General features: G+C 61.3%; 21 protein-coding genes, 1 tRNA gene, 1 other RNA gene and 3 pseudogenes. 9 read left to right on the top strand and 17 right to left on the bottom strand.

Annotated elements, in window-relative coordinates:
- Positions 1–58 precede the first annotated feature (58 nt).
- From CXR29_RS03770 to CXR29_RS17890, 9 genes and pseudogenes are all read right to left on the bottom strand, one after another.
- Positions 59–634: pseudogene (locus tag CXR29_RS03770) on the bottom strand (transposase); the annotation flags it as partial.
- A 37-nt stretch (positions 635–671) separates the two neighbouring features.
- Complete coding sequence (locus CXR29_RS03765; protein ID WP_009881950.1) at positions 672–1,973, bottom strand: ISL3 family transposase; 1,302 nt, start codon at positions 1,971–1,973, stop codon at positions 672–674.
- Between the two features lie 448 nt (positions 1,974–2,421).
- Complete coding sequence (locus CXR29_RS03760; protein WP_127363946.1) at positions 2,422–3,108, bottom strand: aldo/keto reductase family protein; 687 nt, start codon at positions 3,106–3,108, stop codon at positions 2,422–2,424.
- Positions 3,105–4,418, bottom strand: a complete 1,314-nt coding sequence (locus CXR29_RS03755) for an MFS transporter (protein ID WP_164742770.1) — start codon at positions 4,416–4,418, stop codon at positions 3,105–3,107. Before CXR29_RS03755 ends, CXR29_RS03760 begins: the two co-directional genes overlap by 4 nt.
- A complete protein-coding gene (locus tag CXR29_RS03750; protein ID WP_164742769.1) occupies positions 4,415–5,104 on the bottom strand; it encodes a cupin-like domain-containing protein in 690 nt (229 codons plus the stop codon). Before CXR29_RS03750 ends, CXR29_RS03755 begins: the two co-directional genes overlap by 4 nt.
- A 58-nt stretch (positions 5,105–5,162) precedes the next feature.
- Positions 5,163–6,788, bottom strand: coding sequence for a radical SAM protein (locus CXR29_RS03745; RefSeq protein WP_127363943.1), 1,626 nt, complete (start codon positions 6,786–6,788; stop codon positions 5,163–5,165).
- 16 nt (positions 6,789–6,804) lie between these two features.
- Positions 6,805–7,767 (bottom strand): arginase family protein, encoded by a 963-nt coding sequence (locus tag CXR29_RS17995; protein ID WP_127363942.1) that lies wholly within the window; start codon positions 7,765–7,767, stop codon positions 6,805–6,807.
- A gap of 8 nt (positions 7,768–7,775) precedes the next feature.
- Positions 7,776–8,309, bottom strand: coding sequence for a GNAT family N-acetyltransferase (locus tag CXR29_RS03735; protein ID WP_127363941.1), 534 nt, complete (start codon positions 8,307–8,309; stop codon positions 7,776–7,778).
- A gap of 468 nt (positions 8,310–8,777) precedes the next feature.
- Positions 8,778–9,419 carry a Sir2 family NAD-dependent protein deacetylase gene (locus CXR29_RS17890; RefSeq protein WP_338142537.1) on the bottom strand — a complete coding sequence of 214 codons (642 nt, stop codon included), beginning with the start codon at positions 9,417–9,419 and terminating at the stop codon, positions 8,778–8,780.
- A 58-nt stretch (positions 9,420–9,477) separates the two neighbouring features.
- On the opposite strand from CXR29_RS17890, the gene CXR29_RS03725 reads away from it, so the two are divergent.
- From CXR29_RS03725 to CXR29_RS03710, 4 genes are all read left to right on the top strand, one after another.
- Entirely contained in the window at positions 9,478–9,927 is a 450-nt protein-coding gene (locus CXR29_RS03725; protein ID WP_101555600.1) for a flavodoxin family protein, read from the top strand.
- A 157-nt stretch (positions 9,928–10,084) separates the two neighbouring features.
- Entirely contained in the window at positions 10,085–10,507 is a 423-nt protein-coding gene (locus CXR29_RS03720) for a hypothetical protein (protein ID WP_101555601.1), read from the top strand.
- Between the two features lie 13 nt (positions 10,508–10,520).
- Entirely contained in the window at positions 10,521–10,883 is a 363-nt protein-coding gene (locus CXR29_RS03715; protein ID WP_101555602.1) for a winged helix-turn-helix domain-containing protein, read from the top strand.
- Between the two features lie 70 nt (positions 10,884–10,953).
- Positions 10,954–12,360, top strand: coding sequence for an amidase (locus CXR29_RS03710; protein ID WP_241241579.1), 1,407 nt, complete (start codon positions 10,954–10,956; stop codon positions 12,358–12,360).
- 15 nt (positions 12,361–12,375) lie between these two features.
- Here the strand turns inward: CXR29_RS03710 and CXR29_RS03705 are convergent, their stop codons facing one another.
- The 5 genes and pseudogenes from CXR29_RS03705 to CXR29_RS03690 form a co-directional block, all read right to left on the bottom strand.
- On the bottom strand, positions 12,376–13,041 hold the full coding sequence (locus CXR29_RS03705) for a DNA alkylation repair protein (protein ID WP_101594389.1): 666 nt from the start codon (positions 13,039–13,041) through the stop codon (positions 12,376–12,378).
- A 13-nt stretch (positions 13,042–13,054) separates the two neighbouring features.
- A complete protein-coding gene (locus CXR29_RS03700) occupies positions 13,055–14,125 on the bottom strand; it encodes an FUSC family protein (protein WP_127363940.1) in 1,071 nt (356 codons plus the stop codon).
- A 181-nt stretch (positions 14,126–14,306) separates the two neighbouring features.
- Positions 14,307–15,242 carry an RNA polymerase sigma factor gene (locus tag CXR29_RS03695; protein ID WP_420897596.1) on the bottom strand — a complete coding sequence of 312 codons (936 nt, stop codon included), beginning with the start codon at positions 15,240–15,242 and terminating at the stop codon, positions 14,307–14,309.
- An 87-nt stretch (positions 15,243–15,329) separates the two neighbouring features.
- Positions 15,330–15,497: pseudogene (locus tag CXR29_RS17990) on the bottom strand (sigma factor); the annotation flags it as partial.
- Between the two features lie 24 nt (positions 15,498–15,521).
- Complete coding sequence (locus tag CXR29_RS03690) at positions 15,522–15,929, bottom strand: YciI family protein (protein ID WP_127363938.1); 408 nt, start codon at positions 15,927–15,929, stop codon at positions 15,522–15,524.
- Between the two features lie 274 nt (positions 15,930–16,203).
- Between CXR29_RS03690 and CXR29_RS03685 the strand changes: the two genes are divergently transcribed.
- From CXR29_RS03685 to CXR29_RS03675, 3 genes are all read left to right on the top strand, one after another.
- The gene (locus tag CXR29_RS03685) at positions 16,204–16,890 is read left to right on the top strand and encodes a hypothetical protein (RefSeq protein ID WP_127363937.1); all 687 of its coding nucleotides are present in this window, start codon (positions 16,204–16,206) and stop codon (positions 16,888–16,890) included.
- A gap of 285 nt (positions 16,891–17,175) precedes the next feature.
- Positions 17,176–17,709 carry a type 1 glutamine amidotransferase domain-containing protein gene (locus tag CXR29_RS03680; protein ID WP_101555607.1) on the top strand — a complete coding sequence of 178 codons (534 nt, stop codon included), beginning with the start codon at positions 17,176–17,178 and terminating at the stop codon, positions 17,707–17,709.
- A 157-nt stretch (positions 17,710–17,866) separates the two neighbouring features.
- Positions 17,867–19,171, top strand: coding sequence for a SpoIID/LytB domain-containing protein (locus CXR29_RS03675; RefSeq protein WP_101555608.1), 1,305 nt, complete (start codon positions 17,867–17,869; stop codon positions 19,169–19,171).
- Positions 19,172–19,214: 43 nt separating this feature from the next.
- Here the strand turns inward: CXR29_RS03675 and sfnG are convergent.
- Together sfnG and CXR29_RS03665 are read right to left on the bottom strand one after the other, a co-directional pair.
- Positions 19,215–20,127 (bottom strand): annotated as a pseudogene (gene sfnG / locus CXR29_RS03670) (dimethylsulfone monooxygenase SfnG); the annotation flags it as partial.
- Between the two features lie 342 nt (positions 20,128–20,469).
- A tRNA-Ser gene (locus CXR29_RS03665) sits at positions 20,470–20,557 on the bottom strand.
- A gap of 349 nt (positions 20,558–20,906) precedes the next feature.
- Here CXR29_RS03665 and ffs point away from each other — a divergent pair.
- An RNA gene (ffs, locus tag CXR29_RS03660) (signal recognition particle sRNA small type) lies at positions 20,907–21,002 on the top strand.
- Positions 21,003–21,193: 191 nt separating this feature from the next.
- On the top strand, positions 21,194–22,702 hold the full coding sequence (locus CXR29_RS03655; RefSeq protein WP_241241577.1) for an Ig-like domain-containing protein: 1,509 nt from the start codon (positions 21,194–21,196) through the stop codon (positions 22,700–22,702).
- Between the two features lie 47 nt (positions 22,703–22,749).
- Here CXR29_RS03655 and CXR29_RS03650 read toward each other — a convergent pair whose 3' ends face one another.
- Positions 22,750–23,778, bottom strand: a complete 1,029-nt coding sequence (locus tag CXR29_RS03650; protein ID WP_127363936.1) for an iron-siderophore ABC transporter substrate-binding protein — start codon at positions 23,776–23,778, stop codon at positions 22,750–22,752.
- Between the last annotated feature and the right edge of the window lie 38 nt (positions 23,779–23,816).

Below are 23,816 nucleotides of genomic sequence, written 5' to 3'. Positions count from 1 at the left end.
GCGAAGAGCCCCATTATGGGCCAGACTCAGCGTGTCCACCACTCAGGGTTCATCCCCGATCGCGGATCGGGGTGAGATCGATGATCACGGTCACGTACTTGTCACCCCGTCTGGTGTGCCGCCAGACATGTTCGTCGACGCCGATGACGCTCACGTTATCGAACCGGGAAGGATCGTCGATGAGAGCCCGATGTCCTTCGGCCAGGATCGCGTCATTAGCGGTGTGCCAGGATACAGCGAGCTTGGCCGCGATGACGGAGATCGTGGCGTGATCGACAACGAGTGCTTTCAAAGCCCATGCGAGTCCGGTGCGCGAGATCTTGGCCCTGGCTGGGGCTGCTTGGTCGGTGTCATGGCGCCACACGCGCCCACAGAGTTCGCACTTGTAGCGACGGAGTCGGATGAGCAGGGTGGTGGGACGGTGCCCGAAGGGTTCGTGAGCCAATTTCCGGGTCACAGTATCGCGGGGCCGGCCATGTCCGCCGCATCGGTGGCACCACTCATCGTCAGTGGTTGGGGTGCACAGGAGAACTGTTTCTGAATCGGTGACGTGTTGGCCCGTGCAGTGCAGGCCGAGTGTGTCGAGGTGGCAGAACGTGGTGAGGTCAGGGGTGGAGAACGTAAGGTGGTGCACGTCGAGGTCTTTCGGATGGTTTGTCGGCTCTTCGCAGTTAGGGGTGTAATCGGGGTCTGAATCCTCCCGTCTCGAGCAAGCTTCGGGCGATGTAGTGGGTGAGGTTCCGGAACCCCAGCGCCGATCCACGTAGGTGTTCCAGCCTGCCATTCAATGCTTCCGTCGGACCGTTCGACGTCCCCGGCCGATCGAAATACGCCAACACATCCATAGCCCGCTTCTTCAACGTCCGCCCCAGCCGGCGCAGCTCAACAAGACCAGCAGGCACCCCGGACGAGATGGAGTCGATGATCGACTGCAGCGACTTCTTCCCCGCGGTTCGGTCCGGGTTGCGGTAGGCGGTGATGATGTCTTGGAACACGCTCCAGGTCACCTCCACATCAGCATGATTCTCATCAGCAAAGAGAGCGACGATCCGTTGCTGCTGCCGCTCGGTGAGTAACTGACACCCGGTGTGCAGAGTCCGCCGGGCCTGATACAACGGGTCGCCCTTCTTCCCGCGGTGCCCGGTCGTTTCCTGCTGAACACGCCTGCGGACCTCGTCCAGACTGTCCCCGGCGAGCTTGACGACATGGAAGGGATCCATCACTTCCACCGCGGCCGGCAGCTCTTCGACAGCAGCGGTCTTGAACCCGGTGAACCCATCCATCGCCACGACCTCGATTCCATCGCGGAAGGCCTTCGACTGCCGGGCCAGCCACGATTTGAACACGGCCTTCGATCGTCCCTCAACCATGTCCAGCAATCTCGCTGGTCCTGTCTGATCGCGGATCGGGGTGAGATCGATGATCACGGTCACGTACTTGTCACCCCGTCTGGTGTGCCGCCAGACATGTTCGTCGACGCCGATGACGCTCACGTTATCGAACCGGGAAGGATCGTCGATGAGAGCCCGATGTCCTTCGGCCAGGATCGCGTCATTAGCGGTGTGCCAGGATACAGCGAGCTTGGCCGCGATGACGGAGATCGTGGCGTGATCGACAACGAGTGCTTTCAAAGCCCATGCGAGTCCGGTGCGCGAGATCTTGGCCCTGGCTGGGGCTGCTTGGTCGGTGTCATGGCGCCACACGCGCCCACAGAGTTCGCACTTGTAGCGACGGAGTCGGATGAGCAGGGTGGTGGGACGGTGCCCGAAGGGTTCGTGAGCCAATTTCCGGGTCACAGTATCGCGGGGCCGGCCATGTCCGCCGCATCGGTGGCACCACTCATCGTCAGTGGTTGGGGTGCACAGGAGAACTGTTTCTGAATCGGTGACGTGTTGGCCCGTGCAGTGCAGGCCGAGTGTGTCGAGGTGGCAGAACGTGGTGAGGTCAGGGGTGGAGAACGTAAGGTGGTGCACGTCGAGGTCTTTCGGATGGTTTGTCTAGGAAATTCCATCTTCGAAAGGCCTCGACCTATTTCTGTGTAGCGACGCGCACCGGTTCTACACCCTCAACTGCGAAGAGCCGGTTTGTCTAGGAAATTCCATCTTCGAAAGGCCTCGACCTATTTCTGTGTAGCGACGCGCACCGGTTCTACACCCTCAACTGCGAAGAGCCATGTTAGTGTCGACGAGTTGGAAAGTGCGGCAATTCCGATTGAACAACCTGCCGGAACCGTTCTTTATCTTTCCTCCAAAGTGGTCCACAGAGGTGACTGGAATCGTACCCAGAACGAAAGTGGTGTTCTCGCGTTCGAGTATCGCGCAAGGGGAAACAATCGCCATATGGGTATCGGTGAAGATCCAGCGTTGACAGATCTTCCCGTTGCACGGCCTGGATGGCGGTTAAGTATGCCGAGCCACTGGATCAGCTCGATTTCGTGAGGCGGCGAAATACCTCGAGATTTGCTGATAGGTGTGCAGGATTGCGGCTTCCGAACACGACCGGTACGTCTGCACGAATGTAAGCCGACAAAATTGCTTCGTGCACTTTTGGGTCGCTATGCGCTGTCAGGAGCCGATTCCGCTCATGGAATGGACTGTGAGCCATTGGGACAATTCCTCGGCGTTTGTGTGAGTCAACCGTTGCTGACAGAGTGCGATCAAGAGGAAAGTAGCTCTGATTCAGATCCGGGTAGAAGCCCAACGACCGTTTCACCCAGTCCAGCTGCTGAATCGAGAAGTTGGAAACACCGAGACAGCGAACGTGTCCACCTGCTCGTGCTTCACGCATAACTTCCAGGGTGCGTACCAACTCCCGAGCAGGCATAGGGGCATGTAGTAACCAGACGTCTAGATACTCCAACTGTAGACTTGCCAGGCTGAAATCAAGTACCTCCCATTCTTTTCCTGCGAACTCTACGGGGAACTTGGTGCAGATAGTGAGCTGTTCCCGAGGGACCCCACTCGTCGCGAGAGCTTTGCCGACTTCCCGCTCATTCGCATAGGCCGATGCCGTATCAATCATCCGATATCCGAGTTTCAGGGCTGAATCGACCATGAGCTCTGCTTCAGTTGTGAGCCCCCATGTACCGAAGCCCAACTGAGGAATCATTCCAACGCCTCAGTACGGTTTGTCCCGCCGTCGCCACGAGTCGCAACCTCATCAGGACGGAGGAAATGGCGATTTAGAAGCCAGAATCCCGAAACATAAATGCCGACGCTCGACGCAAGAACTACTGGCCAGATTTCGATAGTGGTCAGAGCTACCGCAGTGAGGGCTGCTGAGCCGCCAACTGCGAGAGAGTTGATCCAGCGGCTGGTGGCGCCGACCCTCCCGAGAAGGTTCGTAGGTACGACCCTCTGCCTATATGTGATGACTGCAGAAGCGTAAACAACCGAACTCATCGCGTAGAAGAACCATCCTGCGATGTAGAAGGAGAGTCCGATTCCGGGGAAAGCGAAGGGAAGAAGAAGGATCGGGAGGTTGATCACTAGCTGCGTGATCACCATGATTCTCACAGGACCGAAAATTCTCACCAGCGGGGCATTGATGACTCCGCCCACGATGCCACCAACCGCTGTGAAGCTCACAACGACGCCGACACCCCAAGCGGGTACTTCGAGGACTCTCACGAGAAATAGAAACTCGACAGCCCCCGCCATCGTCGAGAAGACGTTGGATGTCACACTCGATACAAGAATCAGACCAAGACGGCGATTGGCGCGGTAGACGCTGAAACCGCCTAGAAACTCCGACAATCCGTGCGCAATCCGCTTTGAGCGCGAGGGACGTATTCTGGGAGCGGTTTGAAGAAGCTTCGAAGTGGTCGGATCGAGGGTTTCTTTAGGTAGTCGCAACATCAATATTGCAGACACGATGAAAGCGACAGTGTTAGAAATGAGCCCAGCGAACAAACCGAACACACTGATGAGTCCGCCGCCAATACCAGCGCCTCCCACCTCAGCAACAGAGCGCGAAGATGCATATGCACCATTAACTTTGTCCATCTCAGCATCAGGGACAAGCGCTGGCACAACAGTGTCTGTCGTAACATCGGCGAGCGAGTCGAAAACCTGAAGCCCAACGGCTACAAGCAAGACCCATGCGATCGTAAGGTGGCCCGTTATCCATAGGAAAGGTATGAGACTCGCGAACACAGCGCCAACTAGGTAAGTTCCCACCAGTAGCCGACGTCGATTTGTTCTATCCACAAGCAGACCGATGGGAAGAGCCACCACGAGCATGACGATCGCTGCAACAGCTTCGATCGTCGCAACCCAGGCATTACTGGCTTCGAGCAGCGTGATAGCGACTAGAGGCAGCGCAATTCCTGAGATCTCAGTGCCAGTGTTGCCGATGAATGAGCCACCGAGGAACGAGAAAACCCCACGACGCCGGAAAGGTCCTTGAATCGGACTCAAGGGACATCTTTTCTCGTGAAGGCGCTCTTCACATCTTGACAGAGCAACGCGTTGTTGTGTTCTCCGACGGCTTCAAAGTACGAGATAGCGAAGTCGATGTTTGCCTCACCGATGTAATTGCCCGTCACAGCAATCGTCTCAGTAGGGTTCTCAACGGCATGGGCCCATCCGCTTGGGGTGAAGAGCAGGTCCCCTGGTGTTTGTTCGAACTCAACGGGCTGGAACTCGTAATATGCTGGAGCAATCGGGATCATTCCAAGATGCACAGCCTCAGCCGGGGGCAGGAAACGCCAAATCTTGCGCCCGGTGATCAAAAGGTTCCACGCCGCGCTTGCCATGCTGTCGACATGTAGAGGCGTGCCCGTGCCTGCTTGGCCTGCCATTAGCCAATACCAAGACGGACGCATTTCGTTAGGTAGAGAGGAGAGCCAGTTCAATTCTCGTACTGGCCTGAGGACTCTAGCCACTAGTTGAGGATCTATGTCCGTCAACGTGGTGTGTTTCATGTACAGACCGTCGCCTGGACGATTGTCCAGGCGAGTAAGGAAATCCCCTAGAGTTCCGCTCCACCCATCAGCCGAGCTACTTTCGGCATTGATCGACACTTCACGATACGAGCTCAGAGAGTCACGTTCAAAGGCCTTAACAAAGTGATGGTCGGTCCCGATGCGGATGAGAGTGGGCACCGGCCGACTCGCTGCTTCGCGTATAGCGGCCCCGATGTTCGTCTCCGTATAGGAGATCTCACTGATTGAAGCCAGCAATTGAGGGCCCTTCCTTCTGCTGGCGCACCCAGTCAGAACGGTGTTCGCTAAGTGGTTCCTCACCGAAACGATTCCTAATTGCGCTGATGGAGTCGAGCGCTTTACTCAAGTTCTCTCTTTCACTCCTGCAGCGAGCAACCTTCGCCTCCGCCTTCTGTGTAATAACCTCGTCTGAGTCCTGCCTATTGAATGGCGCTTCAGGGAAAGTGATTGTGCACATTCGTGCTGCCCAGCAGGTGGAACAAGAGGAGCTATTGATTCCATCAGCGAAGCCGCGGAGCTGATCTAGTCCAAGCCGATAGTCCACTCCGGTGTCTGCAGTTCCCGCTGAAAAAGTCTCTGCTTGAAACTCATAGGAAGTGTAATATGTCCCGTTTGCCCCAAGAACCAGGTATTCGGAGCCCGGGATGAGCTGGACACCAAGAAGATGAGACACTTCTGCGGGGTCATCTGGAACGGATTGATTGAGTGCCCGGTGGAAAGATCGATGAAGGAATCCATGACTGAATGCATAATGATAGCGGAGCGAGCGGTCACGCTGTTCGGCATTCATTTTGTGAGCCGAGACAAACAGATTCCAAATCTTATCTTGCTCGTCAAAGAGGCTTTGGAACTCGTCGTAGGAGCCGGCTCCACCTGGAAGAACCAGGTCGAAGTCCCACGCAAGGGCACGCTGTGCCACATCCCACTCTGCGAAATAGTTATACATTTTGCGAGTGTCGAGAGGTTGGGATAATACAGAGATGATCGCAACACGTTTTGAGAAGTAGTCTGGCCATTTCTGGGCAACCCATTCCACCTTGTCTCTCACTCGATCGTGTGTACCCTTGCCGCGGCGATCAACGCGATAAAGGTCGTGATTGGGCCCGTCAATCGAAATGTTCATGTAAATGTCATTCTCGACCAAAAAATGCATTATTCGCTCATTTAAGAGCATGCCATTTGTGTTGACCTGCAAAATCAGGTTCGGGAAAGAGATGCCGAGCTTTTTCTCACGGGCTCGAATGAGATCCATAACTTCCTGCATCTTGTTGAAACCGAGAAGCGGTTCGCCACCAAAAAAGTAGATAGCCTGCTGACTATCGACGACTCGCTGATCGCTAACAAGGAACGAATCAACGGCTGCTGCCAGATCTTCGTATCCCGGAGAGAGATTTTGATGAAGTCGAGTCCCGTCGTACGCTCCACCGTAATAGCAGTAGGTGCACCGGATATTGCACTGTTCCGTCGGATTGAGCACTAGAGTTCGCGAACGGACATTGGTGAGGTCGGGAGCTGAAGGGATCTCAGGAAAGCTCCAGCCTTCTGCCGGGATTGTTGCGAATCGGTCGTCGAAGAGCAACCGAAATGCTTTCGAATCTGACGCTTGGCAGTTGAGCAAAAACTGCTCCTGTGCACTCGTTAATGACTCGATCTGCCCCGACGCCGGTATGTACACGAGGGCGTCTCCGTCCAAGGATCGTTCGGTGAGCATATGGAAAATGAACAAGTGATCGTCTATGCGGTGTACAGACGGTCGGTTCTCGCCGATGTTTTTCGCCGAGCCGTCAACCCATTCGGGGTGGTCCACGCGCTCGATGAGATCGCGTTGGTGTGCAGTTAGCATCGTTGCTCCCTTGCTGCTAGTTGTCGCCGAGGACCGCACGTAACGTCGCTAGTAAGAGTGCAGCGACGGTCTTGCCGGCCTCTTCGCTCCAACGATCGCTGTAGGTCGTTTCAACAACATCGATACCGATAATGTTATACGTAGAGCATACGTGGTTGACTTCATGGACAAGATTGGTTAAATCGCTCCCACCTGGTTCGGGATGTCCTGTCGCAGGAAACGCCTCCGGACTCAAAACATCCAGATCGATAGAAAGGAACGTAGGAGCGTCTATATCTAGCAGATCTGTAGCAGAGGATCGGCAATGTACGCCTTTTGGGAGCGGAAAATGGCTCTCCGGGAGAGGGGCACGGACCCCTAAGATGTCTGCCCCAGCTATCGAACCAGTCGTCGCAAGGTAGTTCACAAAGTTCGCGTGAGTCAGTTGCCCATAGCTGGTAACGCTTTCAGACACTGGGCCCACATCGCAGTGCGCGTCGAAACATACGAGATGTAACGGCTCCTCGAGCGCCCGCGATACCCCAGTCACCGTGGCTGCGGTGACACTGTGATCACCGCCAATGAAGACTGGTACACGCGCGATTCGCGCGGCGCGATAGGCAGTTTCCTGCGCTACTTGGTAGTAGGATGCCCTATCAATGCGAGGGTCGAGAGGAACCCCGCCAAGATCTCCAAGATCGAAAATCTGCCGCTGTCCAAGAACCTCAGCTCCGCTCAACGGATCGCGCACACCATGCAAGCGGGACTCACTATCCAGGTTAAACCCAAGACTAGGGCTGAACTTTCGGACAATCTCTGGACCGTGGCGTTGTCCCGGAAGCCCCGTCGTTCCACCGTCCCACGGCATCCCAATTATGACCGCGTCTACTTGATTGAATCGAGCCTGGATATCCGTTGCATCGAGTGTAGGAAGACCTAGTACTCCATTGAGTATTGGGTGTGGGGACACGGAAACCGTTGGTTCAGACGATGCAGGCATGCGAGGGCTTAGGAATTCCAATCGACAGGAGTCGTCAAGCCCGACTCCCAGTCGCAGCGGATAATCGCATAAGCCACTGAGTCCAACGGATCGGTGTTGCCTACCGGCCAAGCCTTGCGATAGTGAGCTTCCTTAACGTAACAATTTCGCTCAAACACCTTGCGCATCGCAATGTTGTCCGAACGCGTATTGCCTTCAATTCGATTAACGTCCGGGTACTTGTTAAAGACTTCGGACGTTCCTATGCCAAGAGCAGCGACGGCGATCGATCTACCTCGGTGGTGGTCACCCAGGCGGATGTCAATCATCGGAGTGCCGTCGAGTACTTCTTGAAAATTGATAAATCCGACTCGTACGCCATCGAATTCGATCCAATAGGCCAAGTTGTCTGGCCCTGAGAACACCCCGTTGGCTAGCCGGGTTCGAGCCTCATCCTCGGTTGGAGCGGCAGTAAGGTGAAATGGAAAGAAATTGTTGGAGAGAAAATGAACTAAATGCTCGGCATCATTGACGGAATCGATGGACGTTAATTTTAAGCTCACTCCGACATATTAGCAAACCTGGGTAGGTTCAACCAGGGGACGACGAGACTGAGAGAAAGTCCCGCAGCAGCCTCGGCGAACATCTCCGAATGCTCGAATGGGGATCCAGGGCCCGGACGCATTCTTCACGCTCGGGTGAACACGCCGAAAATGAATCCGTTTAGCGCAAACGCTTCGTGTAACGTGGGACTTATGGTGAAGGCAGGACCAGGACGTACGCCCCGGTACGAGCGAGGAAACGCGATCAGTTTCCGTCCGCACGTACGAGTTGCAGCTGTCCTTGATGCTCGCGCCAAGGCCGCCGGCCTTTCCCGCGCTGAGTACACTGAGTACCTGCTCGCCACACGGTTCGGAATGCCTGAGTGCGCCCCCGAGCCCCAACCCGACACCGACGATGGACAGGAGCCGCTGATACCGGACCCGACCCCATAAATGACTGATGCCCCCCCGTGTTGACGCACGAGGGGCTTAAAGCCAATAAGGAGCGCAGTTGACGCTGACGCTCCAATGAATCCGAAAGGACTCTGCTTTGACCGAGCTGAGTTCAGGATACCGCACACGCAAAATCAGCGCTACCGCAACACGCGTGTATCCTGCCACACACACCACAGCGGGCACTGCCGCCCTCTCCCCCACGATCAATACAGCCTGGCGAACGAACCCCTCCATGAGGGTCCGCCGGCCCTCTCGCACCCAAGAGACCTCCGCACTCCATCGCGGCCGTTCGGCGGCGACCGCCTCGGCGGCGGATTGGTGGAGGCCATCGACATTCTGGGTGATGATCCCGGCCACCGGCAGCTCAGCCAGGGCGAGGTGGGCCCGATTGGGTCGGGTGCCGCGCATCCGCGGCCAGCCCATCCATGACCGCGCCCAGTACCTGGCGCGCTGATCGGGGTGGGAGAGGAAGGTCTGGATCGTCATCGGCTTCCGCGGCGGGGAATCGGGTCCGCGGTAGTCGGGGACGCCGGAGTCCGTGCTCATTCCCGCGCCTGTCAGCACCGCCCAGTCCGCATTCGCATGCTGCCTGGTGAGGACGTCGATGATCTCGGCATCGGAGTGGCTGGCTTCCGGACGCACACGTCCGCGCAGGGGGTCGAAGATGACTGCCATGGCTCCACTGTAGACATGAGGGCTGACGGAAGGCACCGGGCGGGGCTAGGGTGGGGCCATGGTCAACGTTCTGCTCGTTCATCATTCCCCGTCCGCTGCGACGGTACGGATCGCCGAGGCGGCCGAATCCGGACTGCGCATGCCCGAGCTCGGCGACATCGACGTCACGGTCCGCCCGGCGCTGGAGGCGAGCGTCGAGGATGTGCTCGCCGCCGACGCCTATGTGCTGGGCACGACCGCGAACTTCGGCTATATCTCCGGTGCCCTCAAGCACTTCTTCGACACCACCTATGACGCGGTGCGCGAGCCGACCGCCGGCAGGCCGTTCTCCTATTGGATCCACGGCGGCTATGACACGACCGGGGCCGAGACCGCGATGAAGCAGATCACGACCGGCCTGGACTGGAAGCTCGCTTTCGATCCCCTAATCGTCACCGGCGAGGTCACGGACGAGCATCTCGAAAGGGCCACGGAGTTAGCCGCCACAGTCGCAGTCTCCACCCCCTAATTGCTACCTGACGGCGGCCCAGCAACCTCGCGCGAGGTTGCTGGGCCGCCGTCAGGTAGCAACGGGGAAGTTTGCGGTGAAAGTACTTTCCAATATGGAAAGTAGTTGGTACTGTGGAATTACTTCCACAGAGCAACCCCCAATCAGAGGAACCGACATGAACGCCGACCCCACCCCACACCAGGCTGCAGATCTTCTCAACCAGGTCGAAGCGAACCAGTCCCAGGCGCGCAGCGGCGATGCGTGGCCGCTGGTCACACTGCTCTTCGTCCTCTCTGCCGGGCTCTCCGTCGGACTCATGGCCATCGGCATCATCGACGACAACACCACCCAGCTGATCATCGCCGGAGCCGGACTGAGCTGGATCATTCCCGCCCTGGTCGTCTACCTCGCCAAGGCCCTGTCCTGGAGCCGCCGCTCCACGGCCCTGCTGCTGACATGGCTGGGCGTCATCATCGTCGCCTTCATCGCCGGCGTCATGGCCGATTCGTTCGCAGCCAGCGGTCCGATCCCGTTCATCGCCGCAGGACTGCTGTGGGTCGCCGCCCCGGTCTTCTCCCTGCTGGCCCTGCGCCGCTGAGGAGGGACCGACGATGACTGCGAAACAGAACTCCGCAACCGAACCAGAGGACGCGTACACCGAAGACGAAACGATCCCCCACCTCGGCGACTCTCTGACCCGCCTCGAACCGGAGCTCAACAACCCCACGCGGCTCGGCATCGTCTCGAGCCTGAAGAACCGGGACAGAGCCGAGTTCAAACTGCTGCGCGACAGTCTCGGCGTCTCCGATTCCGTGCTCTCCCGGCACATCACCGCACTCGAGAAGGCCGGAATGGTCGAGGTGAAGAAAGGGTACGTGGGCAAACGCCCGCGCACCTGGGTCTCGATCAGCAAAAACGGGAGCAGACGACTCGAGGCGCACATCCAAGCACTGCGGGAACTGGCCGGAGCATAGCCCTGGAAATCACTATTCCCCCTGGTGAGAAGATCGGCTAGGGTGAGGGAAACCGATGCTGGGAGGCATGATGACCACACCGACGAGCACCGAGATCCCGTTCCTCGAACTCCACGAAGTCTCAACACTCATTCGGACCAGGCAGCTGACCTCGCGCGAGGTCACCGAAGCGATGCTCGAACGCATCGCCGACCTCGAACCCCGGCTCCAGGCCTTCGCCACGGTCATGACTGAATCCGCCCTCGCCGAGGCCGACCGCGCCGATGCGCTCCTGTCCCGCGGGAACTGGCTCGGCGATCTGCACGGTGTCCCCGTGGCGGTGAAGGATCTTGCGAACACCCACGACGCACCGACCGGTGCAGGTACCACGATCCATGCCGACTTCCGACCAGATTACGATGCCACCGTCGTCGCTCGACTGCGAACCGCCGGAGCCGTCATCCTCGGCAAACTGCGTCTGACCGAGGGGGCGTTCGCCGGTCACCATCCCGACCTGCCGACCCCGGTCAACCCGTGGGATGCCGACGCCTGGTCAGGGGTGTCCTCCTCGGGGTCCGGTGTGGCCACTGCAGCCGGTCTCTGCTTCGCCGCTCTCGGCTCGGACACCGGCGGATCGATCCGCCTTCCGTCCTCGGCCAATGGCGTCACTGGGCTCAAGCCGACCTGGGGCCGGGTCTCCCGCCACGGCATCTTCGCACTCGCCCCCAGCCTCGATCACATCGGGCCGATGACCCGCAGCTCCCGTGATGCCGCGATCGTGCTACGGGCCATCGCCGGTCACGATCCGGCCGATCCCACCTCGTCGCTCGAACCGATACCGGACTACCCGCAGACGTTGCGCGTCGACCGCGCCCCGGTCGTCGGTTTCGACCGCAAGCTGGCCGAAGAGCACTTCGACGCCGCGACGAATGCGATGCTCGAGGACACCATCGAAACGGTGACCGACCTGGGCTGGCGGGTGCTCGAGGTCGAGACTCCCGGATTTGAGGCCGCGGCCAAGGAATGGACTGCTCTGTGCGCGGTCGAGACCGCCGGTGTCCACTCGGAGACGTACACGGCCCGGGCGGACGAATACGGTCCCGACCTGTCCGGTCTCATCGAGATCGGGCGCGGACTCTCCGCCATCGACTACCACCGGCTGCTCGAATCGCGGAGAGACTTCACCGGCCGAATGCGCACCCTCATGGCCGATATCGATCTGCTCCTGCTGCCGGGAATCGGCGTCGGCTCACCGACGATCGCGCAGATGGCGAACCTGGGTTCCGACCAGAAGCTGTTCGCCGCGGTCACCGTGCCGACGGCACCGATCGACAACTGCGGAATGCCGTCGATCACTCTGCCCGCAGGGTTCACCGAACGGAACACTCCCCTGGCAGCCCAGTTCGTCGGCGGTGACTTCCAGGAGGCGCACGTTCTGGCCGCCGGTCACGCCTTCCAGCAGGTCACGGACTTCCACACCCGCCACCCCAAGTTGTAGAAGCAGCACCGCGGCTCACGTCGCCGCGCTGCGGGCCACCATCTCCGTGATCCACGTCGGGGCGAAGGGCGAGTTGCATCCCGGTGAGGTCGGGTAGCCGCGGAGCACGCCGAGGCGCTCACCGATGTCGATGGCCCGGTTCCGCAGGTCCGGGTTCTCGATGCCGATATAGGACAGCGTCTCGTTCATCGCCCACTGCAGACGTTCGGGTGCCTGCGCCATCTCCGCTTCGATTGTGTCCAACAGTCCGGACAGTTCGAGGCCATCGGGTTTCCGGTTCACCCGCTCGCTCGTCAATGCCCATCCGGCGGAGGCAACCACCGGGTCCGGATCGTCCACCCAGTCCCGGCGCAGCGCCTCGGCGTGGGGCGACTTCTTGACGATGTAATTGACCAGCCACCCGTGGACCTTCGGGACTCGGGAGTCACGCAGCATCTCATCGAGCTGCGCTTCGCTCCAGGCCTTCGGACGCACGATGAGGATCGCGACGAGGCGGGCCGCAGTGTCACCGGAGTCCCACAGTTCGGCGGCGAGCTCATCGTTCTTCTTCAGGTCCTTCGCCACGGCCCGCAGCTTCGTGAGGTTGACCGCGTGGTCGTCGCCGTGGCGGGCGTTGACGGCACGGATCTTCTCATCCTCGAGCGAGGCCAGAGTGGCGAGCACTTCGGTGCTGGTGGTCATGGTGTCCTCTCGATCAGTCGTCAGCATCAACATGAGGTGAGGCATCGAGTTCGGTGTGTGTCTTCTTCGCATTGCTGAAGCCGACGATGACGACGATCATGCCGACGGCGGCACCGATGACGGTTTCGATGGCGCGGGAGGCCAGCAGCTCCGGAACCTGGTGCGGGGCGCCGATCTGAGTCATGAGCAGGGCCAGCGGTGTGATGAAGAGCAGCGCCACCGAATAGTTGCGCAGCACGTAGATCTCGGCGAGGAACTGCAGCAGGATCACCCACACGACCAACTGCCACGCCTCGGTGGGGAACGACAGCAGGAACGCGGTGACGATCACGCCCAGCAGGGTTCCGACCACACGCTGGACGCCGCGCTTGAGACGGGCCGAGCGGCCGGGCGGCGTGATCGGGGCGACCGCCGCGACCATCGCCCAATAGCTGTGGGACAGAAGCGGCAGCACATCGATGAGCAGGGTGCCCAGAACTCCGGCGATGAACGGGGCGATCGTGAATCGGGCGGCATGGGCTGCCAGATCAGCCTTGCCCACCGGCGACAGCCCCACCCGAACATAGGTCTCCTTCTCCGGAGGCATGCGTTCCCCGGCTAAGTGGGCAAGCGCTCCGAGACCGATGCACACCAGCGCCGAGGCGGCCGCCACACCCATTGCCACCGGCACCGATGCGCCGCTCGGAATGGATCCGACGGCTCCGGTGGCGAAGATGAAGAAGATCGACCCGCCGGGTTTGAGCCGGAAGCGCAGGGCGATGGCCGCACCCGCGCCAGACACGAGCGAAGTGATGACGACGAGCACCCACACCGAGGCTCCGAGGCTGCTGAGCAGGGCCCCGATGCCCACGCAGACGACGAGGACGGCGGCCGCGATCGTCTGGCGTCTGGTCCGCGATCGTGGGGATTCGAAGCGCGCGTAGATGCCGGTGAACGCACCGAAGGCGGCATGGACGGCGAGGTCGAGGCGGTCGATTCCGAGCAACACGAGGAGCGGGATGGCGACTCCCAGGGCGATGCGGGACGCGGGGATATGGTCGCGTTCGCCCGGTGGGATGCGGAAGAACTCCTGCAGGTGGCTCAAACGGGTTCGGCCTCTTTCGGCATCGGGAACGGACCCCGGTGACGGGATCGCTGAGATGGGATGATGAGCCGACGGCTCCCTTCGATCGTAGTCCGCCGCAGCTGCACTTCGATGTCATCTGCCGACAGGAGTGATCAACCTCGCTCGCCGAGGCGGCCGACCGAGACCGTGAACACCATCGTCACCGTCGACGAGGCCGAATGCGTGCCGCCTGCCGGTTGAGATGGTCACGTTCGGCGAGGCTGCCGGCGCGTTCGGCGGCCCGAGCGTAGAGGTCGGCGGCCGCCTGCGGCTCTCCTGCCCGTTCGCGCAGGTGCGCTTCGACGGCGAAATACCGGGGCAGGCCCTCGTCCAGGCCCCGCAGTTCGGTCAGGCCCGCCGCCGGCCCGTCGGCCTCCCCGACGGCCACGGCCCGGTTGAGTCGCACGATCGGTGTATCGCGCAGGGACAGCAGTTCGTCGTACCACTGAACGATCTGCACCCAGTCGGTGTCCTCGACGTTCTGCGCATCGGCGTGAAGAGCCGCGATGGCAGCCTGCGCCTGATATTGGCCGAGTTCGTCCCGACCAAGCGCCGCCTGCAGGAGATCAATGCCCTCGACGATGAGCCGTCGATCCCACAGGGTGCGGTCCTGATCGGCTAGGGCGAAGAGTCGGCCGTCCGGGGCGAACCGGGCGTCGCGGCGGGCGTGGTGGAGGAGCATGAGGGCGAGCAGTCCGTCCACCTCAGCGGAGTCGATCATCGACGTAAGCGTGCGCGTCAGGCGGATCGCCTCGGCGACGAGGTCGACGTCTCCCGAGTGACCTTCGTTGAACACGAGGTAGAGGGTGGTGAGCACCGAGGACAGGTCACCGGGTCGGTTGAGCCGCGCCCCTGCGATCGTGGCCTTGGCGCGGCTGATGCGCTGGGCCATCGTCGGCTCGGGCACCATATAGGCTGCGGCGATCTGCTTCGTCGTCAGTCCACCCACCGCCCGCAGGGTCAGGGCCACCGCCGAGGCGGGGCTGAGGTCGGGATCGGCGCAGAGGATGTAGAGGTCGAGGGTGTCATCGGCGTTCGGGACGCCGTCGGTCCCGGGTTCGGACGAGGTTCCGGGTGCGGCGAGGGTGGCGGCCATGACCCGTTCCTCGCGTTTTATCCGCGATCCTTCGGATCGCACGGTGTCGAGGAACTTCCGCCATGCCACCGTCACGAGCCAGCCCCGCCGGTCGCGGGGCGGCTCGGACGGCCACGATCGCAGGGCTTCGATGAGCGCGTCCTGAACGGCATCCTCGGCGGTCTCGAAGTCTGCTCCACGACTGACGAGGATGCCGATCACGGCGGGGACGAGCTCACGCAGCTCCGCCTCGGCGAGGGGATCCGGATCGATCATCGCGGACTCCGTTCGCGTCCCTGCTCACTCGTCCACGCTGGGTGCGTTGTCGAGGAAGGGGCGCAGTTCGAGCCATTCGTTGATCGGCTCCCCGCCCTTGCCCGGGGCGGCCGACAGCTCGCCGGCGAGTTCGAGGGCGCGGTCGTAGCTGTCGACGTCGATGGCCATCCAGCCGGCGATGAGGTCCTTCGACTCGGGGAAGGGGCCGTCGGTGACCGGAGGCTTGCCCGGTCCGCCGGACTGGACGAAGGTGCCCTCCGGGGACAGCGCCTGGGCGTCGACGAATTCGCCGGAGTCCTTGAGCTTGTCGGCGAAGGCGTTCATGTACGCCACATGCGCGTCGACCTCCTCGGGACTCCACTGATCCATCGGGGTGTAATCCATATACTGCTCCGGCATCCGATAGTGCTTGAGCATGAGGTACTTGGCCATGATGGTCTCCTTGTCTCGTGCCGCTCGCACGGGTTGTGCTCGCTGACATGTCTGGGACGCAGCCGGACAGGTGTTCTCGACATCAGCGCCGAAGAATTCTCGATCTTCTTCGTCGCCGAAGCCGAACACAGTCCCAGAATAGGCCGATGTGTCCGTCCTGGAACATGCGTCACCGGATCCGAACACGAATCGGCCCAGGTCACGGCTCCGCGTTGAGAGGCTTGTCTTGTACGAAACACCGACAGCCTTTTGCACACGAGACCAGGAGCAGATCATGAAGGCACAGACAATTCTCAAGACCATCACCGTTGCCGGAGCGCTCGCAGCGACCCTGACGCTCTCGGCCTGCGATATGAATATCACCTTCGGCCCTGAGGGCCAGGGGCAGGAGCAGGGCCAGGGACAAGACGGCCAGCAGAGCCAGGAGCAAGACGAGAACACCGAGACGACCGCAGAAGAACCGGCAGCGGATTCGGAGTCCACCTCGGACTCCGCCGGTTCGGACTCCACCGGACCGGATTCGACGGGCACGACGGATAACGGCACCACCGACACCGGCACCACCGACAGCGGCGGATCCACGGATTCGTCCAGCGCCTCCTCGGCGAGCGATTCCTCCACATCGAACGGATCGTCATCGAACGGCTCCTCGTCGTCGAGCGGAACGACCGACAACGGCTACCAGGGTCCGCGCATCGGCGAAGACGGAGTCGAACTCGACGCCGACGGCAACGGCAAGATCCCCGCCGACGTTCTCGAGGCGGACATCAAGAACGCCTACGCCAAGCAGGGCACCACGGTCGACACCGTCGACTGCTACTCCGACCTGCGCATCTTCTCCCACAGCGGCTCGCAGAACTGCACCGTCACCGCTGCCGGCAAGAATCACTACGGCACTGTGAAGATCACCTCGGCGTCGCAGTCCGGCATCGGCTACAGCCTCGAATTCCCGAACATCTGAGCCGTCCGCCGAGCCCGCGAAACGTACCCCTCGAGGGTCTCGCATCCCCGAATCGGATTCCCTGGTCATCCCGGCCAGGGGAATCCGTTCGTCGCGATCTGGAACAACTCTGCACTTTCCGTTGTTGTGCCCAATGTGCGCGTCGGCCGGGTTGCGCGTCGGCCGGGTTGCGCGTCGGCCGGGTTGCGCGTCGGCCGGGCTGCGCGTCGGCCTCGAGGTTTCGGCCAGCCGAGCCCATGTCAGATTCGACAATCTCACCAATCACAACCGACAAGGAGCACCATCATGGCACTCTCGGACAAGAAGATCGCGTTCCTCCTCACCCGCGGCGTCGAGCAGGTCGAACTGACCAGCCCCCGCACAGCCCTCGACGAGGCCGGAGCGACGACCGTCATCGTCTCCCCCTCAGAGGGGACTCTGCAGGCGATGGAAGGCGATTGGGAGCACGCGAAGACCTTCGACGTCGACGTTCCCGTCGCCGAGGCCTCGGTCGATGACTTCGACGCCCTCGTCCTGCCCGGCGGCACTCTCAACGCCGATGCCCTGCGTCTGAATGAGGACGCAGTCAACCTCGTCAAGGCGTTCTTCGCCGCCGACAAACCGGTCGCGGCCATCTGCCATGCGCCGTGGATCCTCGCCGAGGCGGGAGTGGCCAAGGGACGGAAGCTGACGTCGTTCATCTCGACGAAGACCGACCTCATCAACGCCGGAGCCGAGTGGACCGACACCGAGGTGGTCGTCGACGGCAACCTCATCACCTCCCGTGACCCCGGCGACCTCGACGCCTTCAACAAGGCAATCGCTGATAACTTCAGCTGACCTGGAACGATGCCTCTTTCGCCGAGGCGGAACCGCCTCGGCGAGGGAAACGTCGAACCGATCAGGGCAAGCCTCGACGATCTCCCCGGAACGATCGTTCCGGGGAGTTCGTCTGTTCGACACCTGAGGTATTGACAGCCCCGCTTATGATCTACTCATGCCAGCTTCCCCGTTCGTCAAGGCGACGACTCCTGCCCTCGCGGCCGTTCTCATCGGACTACTCCTCACGCTCTTCGCAGCCCCGTCCCCCGCGAACGCCGCGTATCCGACCGCGGGGGCGATCGGGACGGAGTGGAAGAAGTCCGGGGCGAAGGTGACGCCAGCGAAGCCGCCCTCGTCATTCGCGATCAAGGGGTCAGGCTTCGGCCACGGGGTCGGGATGAGCCAGTACGGAGCACGCGGGATGGCGGCGGCCGGAAAGTCCTCGACGCAGATCCTGCAGCACTACTACACGGGTGCGAAGGTCACGACGATGTCGAAGAACGCCGACGACAGGCTGCGGGTGCAGCTGCTGACCGGGAAGAAGTCGGTGACGATCACTCCCCGGTCCGGGAAACTGAGGGTCAAGATCGGGTCGAAGACCGTCGAGTCGGGGGCGACGGTCACGGTCGAGCCCACCTCGTCCGGTTCGGTCAAGGCGAAGGTCGGGTCGAAGAGCTATGCGGCCTCGAAGCTCATCGTCGAATGGCAGGGAACACGCTATTGGAAGTCATCCTCGGCGGCGACGGTGTCGGTCAGCGGTGCACAGAACGGGGCGACCGGCGTCTACCGGCACGGGCGGATCGAGATCGGGCAGCTGAAGAGCTCGCTCAATGTCATCAACGTGGTGGGTCTCAACAGCGGATATCTGCCGGGCATCGCCGAGATGCCGGCATCATGGCAGTCCGAGGCGCTGCGTGCTCAGGCCATCGCCTCCCGCACCTATGCCTATCGCACCCTCGGCACTCCGAAGTCCGCATGCGACTGCAATGTCTACGACGAAGTGGCCTCGCAGCGTTTCCTCGGGTGGACTCATGAGAACGCAGGCGATTCGGGTCCGTGGCGCAAGGCCGTGGCGGCGACCCAGACGATGAGCGGTCCGACGGTGAAGTCCGCGCGAGTCGTGACGTACAAGGGCAGCCTCATCGACGCCGTGTACTCCTCTTCGGCCGGGGCGACGACGCATTCGGCCGCCGAGGTGTGGGGTTCGGCTGTGCCCTACCTCGTCTCCGTCGATGACTCACCGTCGAAGTATGCCTCCGCGAAGAACCCGAACGCCTCGTGGTCGGTGACGGCTAAGCAGGCCGATATGGCCAAGGCCTTCGGACTGGCAGATGTCCGGTCTGTGACGGTGACGAAGACCGGCTCGGGTCTGGTGAAGACGGTGAAAGCCACCTCGGTGAAGGGAAAGACCGAGAGCCTCACCGGCGATCAGCTGCGGACGAAGCTGAAGCTCAGGTCCGCGTCATTCAGCGTGGCCTGAGGGAACCTCGCCTCCAGGTTCAGACTCCGGCAGACGTGAGCAGTCACCTGTTGACGAGTTCGGCTTCCTTCTCGTGCACGATCGGGATGACGGTCTTGCCGAACGCTTCGAGTTCCTCCTGGAAGTGGAGGAAGCCGGTGAGGATGAGGTCGACGCCGATCTTCTTGTATTCGATGATGCGGTCGGCGACCTGTTCGGGGGTGCCGATGAGCTGGGTGCGGAAGCCGTCGTTGTACTGGACGAGGTCTTCGAAGCTCGAATCCGCCCACATGCCCTTCTTATCGTGAGTCGAGGCACCGGCCTGCTGCACGGACTTGCGGAATCCCTCGACGGCGCCTTCGTCGGCTTTGGCGATGATCTCGCGCAGCTGTTCGCGAGCTTCGGCTTCGGTGTCGCGGACGATGGCGAACCCGTTGAGTCCGAAACGGACCTTTCGATTGCGGGCGCGGGCCACCTCGGTGACGTCGTCGTACTGTTCGCGGAATCCGTCGAAGTCCTTGCCGTTGGAGAAGTACCATTCGGCGTGCTTGCCGCCGTTGATGCGCGCGGCCGAGGAGTTTCCGCCTTGGAAGATCTCCGGGTGGGGGCGGCCTTCGACCGGGTAGGGGCCGGGGCGGAGGGTGAAGTCGTCGACGGTGTAGAAGTTGCCGCGGTACTCGACGTTCTCCTCGGTGAAGAGCTTGCGGACGACGTCCATGAACTCCGCGGACCGGCGGTAGCGTTCGCCGTGTTCGAGCCACGGCAGGCCGAGGCGGGTGTATTCGTCCTTGAACCAGCCGGAGACGACGTTGATCGCAGCTCGGCCCTTGCTGAACTGGTCGGCGGTGAGGATGAACTTCGCGAGCACGGCCGGTTCCCAGATGCCCGGATGGATGGCGGCGATGACCTTTGAGCTTCTCGGTGGCCAAGGCGAGCGCGAGTGACGTGGAGGTCGATTCGTGCTGCTGGGCCGCGCCGCAGACCACACACGGCGGGCAGACTTCGCGAGCTGACGCGTGCCGTCACAATGACGCACTTCGCCATGAACCGTCATGTGATTTGCGTTCCGGCAACTGCCGTCCGCTGCACCCAGCTCCGCATCACTCACCCTTGGCGGCACACCACCTCGTTGCACCGGTGCGTTGAGCCACCACCGACGAGGGATACGAAAGCACCGGTAGCAGGTGGCACGAATGGTGCCAACTGTCACAATCGGTGCGGGATGTCCGAATACGAGCCTCCCGCGACCGTCATGGAGGTCCGCAACCGGTGAATCGACGAAGTCCCGGCCCGCAGAAACTGCGAGACCGGGGCTTCCGTGGCGGAGGATAGGGGATTCGAACCCCTGAGGGCGTTAACCCAACCCGCGTTCCAGGCGAGCGCCATAGGCCACTAGGCGAATCCTCCGCGAATCAGCTTATCCGAGTCATGACGACAATGCGAAATCGCGGTGGCCGAGTGTGAAGCATCCCACTTCCCGCAGGTGAACACGCGACCTCATCGCCCGACGGCACGCGGTTCAATCGGCGACGGCGCGGAGATGCCGTTCTGCCGACGGCTGCGCTCCGTCCTCCCGTCTGCGCTCGATGCTTCCGTCGTTCCTTAGGGATGGGAAACGAGGATGCGTCCACACTATCCAGTGAATGTCCCGCTCAGATGATGTTTCTGTCACGAGTGGATAACAGTGTCCTTGTCGTATTCTCGTGGCCCCGCCCACTCGTTTTGTCCGCCGAGGCCGCTCTCGACTAGACTGAATCACGGCTCCCCGTGCGGCGTCATCTTGTGAACTCCCCCAGGGCCGGAAGGCAGCAAGGGTAAGCGAGCTCTGTCGGGTGCACGGGGAGTCCTCGATTCCCAAACAACTCCCCAACATCACAATTCCACAACTCCCCCTCTCCCCCATCTGCCCAGGTCAGCTCTGCCTCCACGACCTTTCGGGAGCCGGAATCGGAGCGAAGAAGCGAAAGCGTTAATACTTTCGTGATTTTGCTTCATTACCATTATTCGCAGTTCTCATCCCTGTGTTCTAACGAGGTTTCCCTGTTGTCCACGAAGATCCAAGGGGCCGTTGCCGCCCTGTCGGCGCTGGCCTTGCTCACGGCGTGCACGCCGTCGAGTGATGATCCCGACGCGACCCGCAATGGCGCGAACAAGACCGCCGAGGCGGCCGCGGATCCCGTGTTCCGCGTCGGAGCCATCACCTCCGAGGCAGCAGAATCCGCGTCCGAATCGACGCCGTCTTCGCAGCCCAGCGATGCGACCTCCTCAGCTGAGCCGAGCGAGTCCGCCGATGCGGCGACCGCGATGCCCGGCGCCGGAGACTTCGGAGAAGTGACCGAATCCGGCGACGACATCGATCTGGAAGCCGGTCAGCGGATCGGCATCTCCGTCGAGAACGCCGACCTCAGTGACATCTCCGTCACCGAGGAGGCCCACCCCCGAATCGCGCACGATCCCGGCACATTCTTCGATGCCTCCGGCACCGCGCTCGAGTCAGATGAGGACGCCCAAGCCGGTTCGTCGACACCGAGCTCCACCGAATCCGGATCCAGCGACGACGAGTCCACGGAAGAGTCGAAGGGCAGCGATTCAGAGAGCAAGGACGATGCCGAAGCGGTCTCCGCCCCGGATGACTCCGCCGCCTGGATCTCGACCTACGGCCTCGTCGCCGACAGCGAATATACCGTGAAGGTCACCGCCACTGCTGCTGACGGAGACGAAGTCGACCTCGACGCAACGGTCATTGTCGGCGCCAGCGACGGGGCACCGATGTCGGTGCGCACGACACTCGCCGATGGCCAGACGGTCGGTGTCGCGGCCCCCATCATGCTCAACTTCGGTTCCACCGTGTCCGAGGAATTCCGTGACGATGTGGAACGTCGACTCTCGGTCAAGGTCACCGACGAAAACGGCGAGGAGCGTGAGGTCGAAGGCTCGTGGGGTTGGCTCTATGACGATCCGCAGTCCCGCCTGCATTTCCGTCCGAAGGAGTTCTGGCCCGCTCATTCCAAGGTCTCCGTCGACGTTCCGCTCAAGGACGTGCCGACGGGTGAGAACAGCGTGGGACGGAACGATCTCACCCTTGATTTCGAGATCGGACGCAAACAGGTCGTCAAGGCCGACGTGAAGACCCACCGGATGACCGTCACCCGTGACGGCAAGACGGTCATGGACTTCCCGGCCTCCCTCGGCGCACCGAAGTCACCCTCGTACAACGGCACGCACGTGGTGATGTCGAAGGCCGCTGACTACACGATGACCTCCGAGCAGTGGGACTACGAGACCGATGTCCAGTGGGCTGTGCGCATCCACAACAACGGCGAATTCATCCACGCTGCTCCCTGGTCGGCAGGCGTGCAGGGTTCTCAGAACGTCTCGCACGGCTGCGTCAACCTCACCACCGCACGGGCGAAGGAATACTATGACTCCGCGATCTTCGGTGATCCCGTCGAGATCACCGGTTCGCAGGTGAGCCTGTCGACCAATGACAGCGACATCTCGGACTGGGTCTATTCCTGGGATGAATGGAAGAAGCTGAGCGCCCTCGATTGAGAGCGCCCAGCTCGCCCGGCTGATTCGGCTGCTGCTTCGCCGTCGACCTACTTGTCGAGCTTCTCCACAGCTTTGTCGATCATCGGCACATAGCGCTCCAGAGTCCAGGGGACGGTGAGCGGGTTGATGATCGAGGATCCGGTGACGAAGGCCTGATCTTCGGAGGCCACGACGGCTCCGGACCTGATCGCCGGAATGTTCTTATACAGTCCCTGCGATTCGATCTCCTTTTTGTTCTTCGCATCGGAGTAGAAGGTGAAGATGAGGTCCGAGTCGTTGAGCTTGTCCGCGTTCTCCAGGCCGATGAGCGCGGAGTCCGTTCCCGGCTCGTCGTACTCCTTCTTCAGTTCGTCGATGACCGGATCCGGGGTCAGCCCGAGAGCCGAGACCATCGCCACGCGCTGTTCGGTGGGATAGAAGACGCCGAGGGTGCCGGGACCGGAGTTGTAGATATAGGAGAATGTGAGGTCCTTGTACTCGTCCCGCTCGGCCTCTTTCAGCTGTGTCTTGATGTCGTCGACGAGCCTAACGGATTCCTCTTCCTGACCGAGTGCCTTGCCGATCGTGGTGATCTGCTCATCCCATTCGATGGTCCACGGCTGCTTCGGGTAAGCCACGGTCGGGGCGATGGCATCGAGCTGCTCATACTGGTCGGCCGTGATTCCCGACCAGGGAGCGAGGATGACATCGGGTTCGAGTTCGGCAATGGCCTCGACGTCGAGTTCCGTATCGCCCTGGAACTGTTCGGGCAGCTTCTCGCCCTTGTCCTTCACGGCCTCGTAGATCCACGGCATATAGCCGGTGTCATCGGATCCCCAGGCGTATTCCTCCATACCGACCGGAGTCTTGCCCAACGCGATCGCGGTCTCCGTCGATCCCTGACCGAGGGTGACGACGCGCTCGGGCTCGGACTCGATGACCGCTTCGCCGAGTGCGTGCTTGATCGTCACGGTCTCGAAATTCGCTGACCCGGACTCCTCCGCGGCCTGCGATCGCTGCCCGCAGGCGGTGGCGGTGAGCGAGAGTGCGACGAGCGCTCCGGCGATGACGGCCCGGCGGCTGTGAGGAACTGACATTCCTGTCCTTTCGACAGTGGTCGGAGCCGGTTGCGGCT

This window comes from Brevibacterium linens (assembly GCF_003999335.1).
Taxonomy (GTDB): Bacteria; Actinomycetota; Actinomycetes; order Actinomycetales; family Brevibacteriaceae; genus Brevibacterium; species Brevibacterium linens.
The sequence above is the reverse complement of the archived record's forward strand: the minus strand, read 5'-3'. Positions and strand labels throughout refer to the sequence as shown.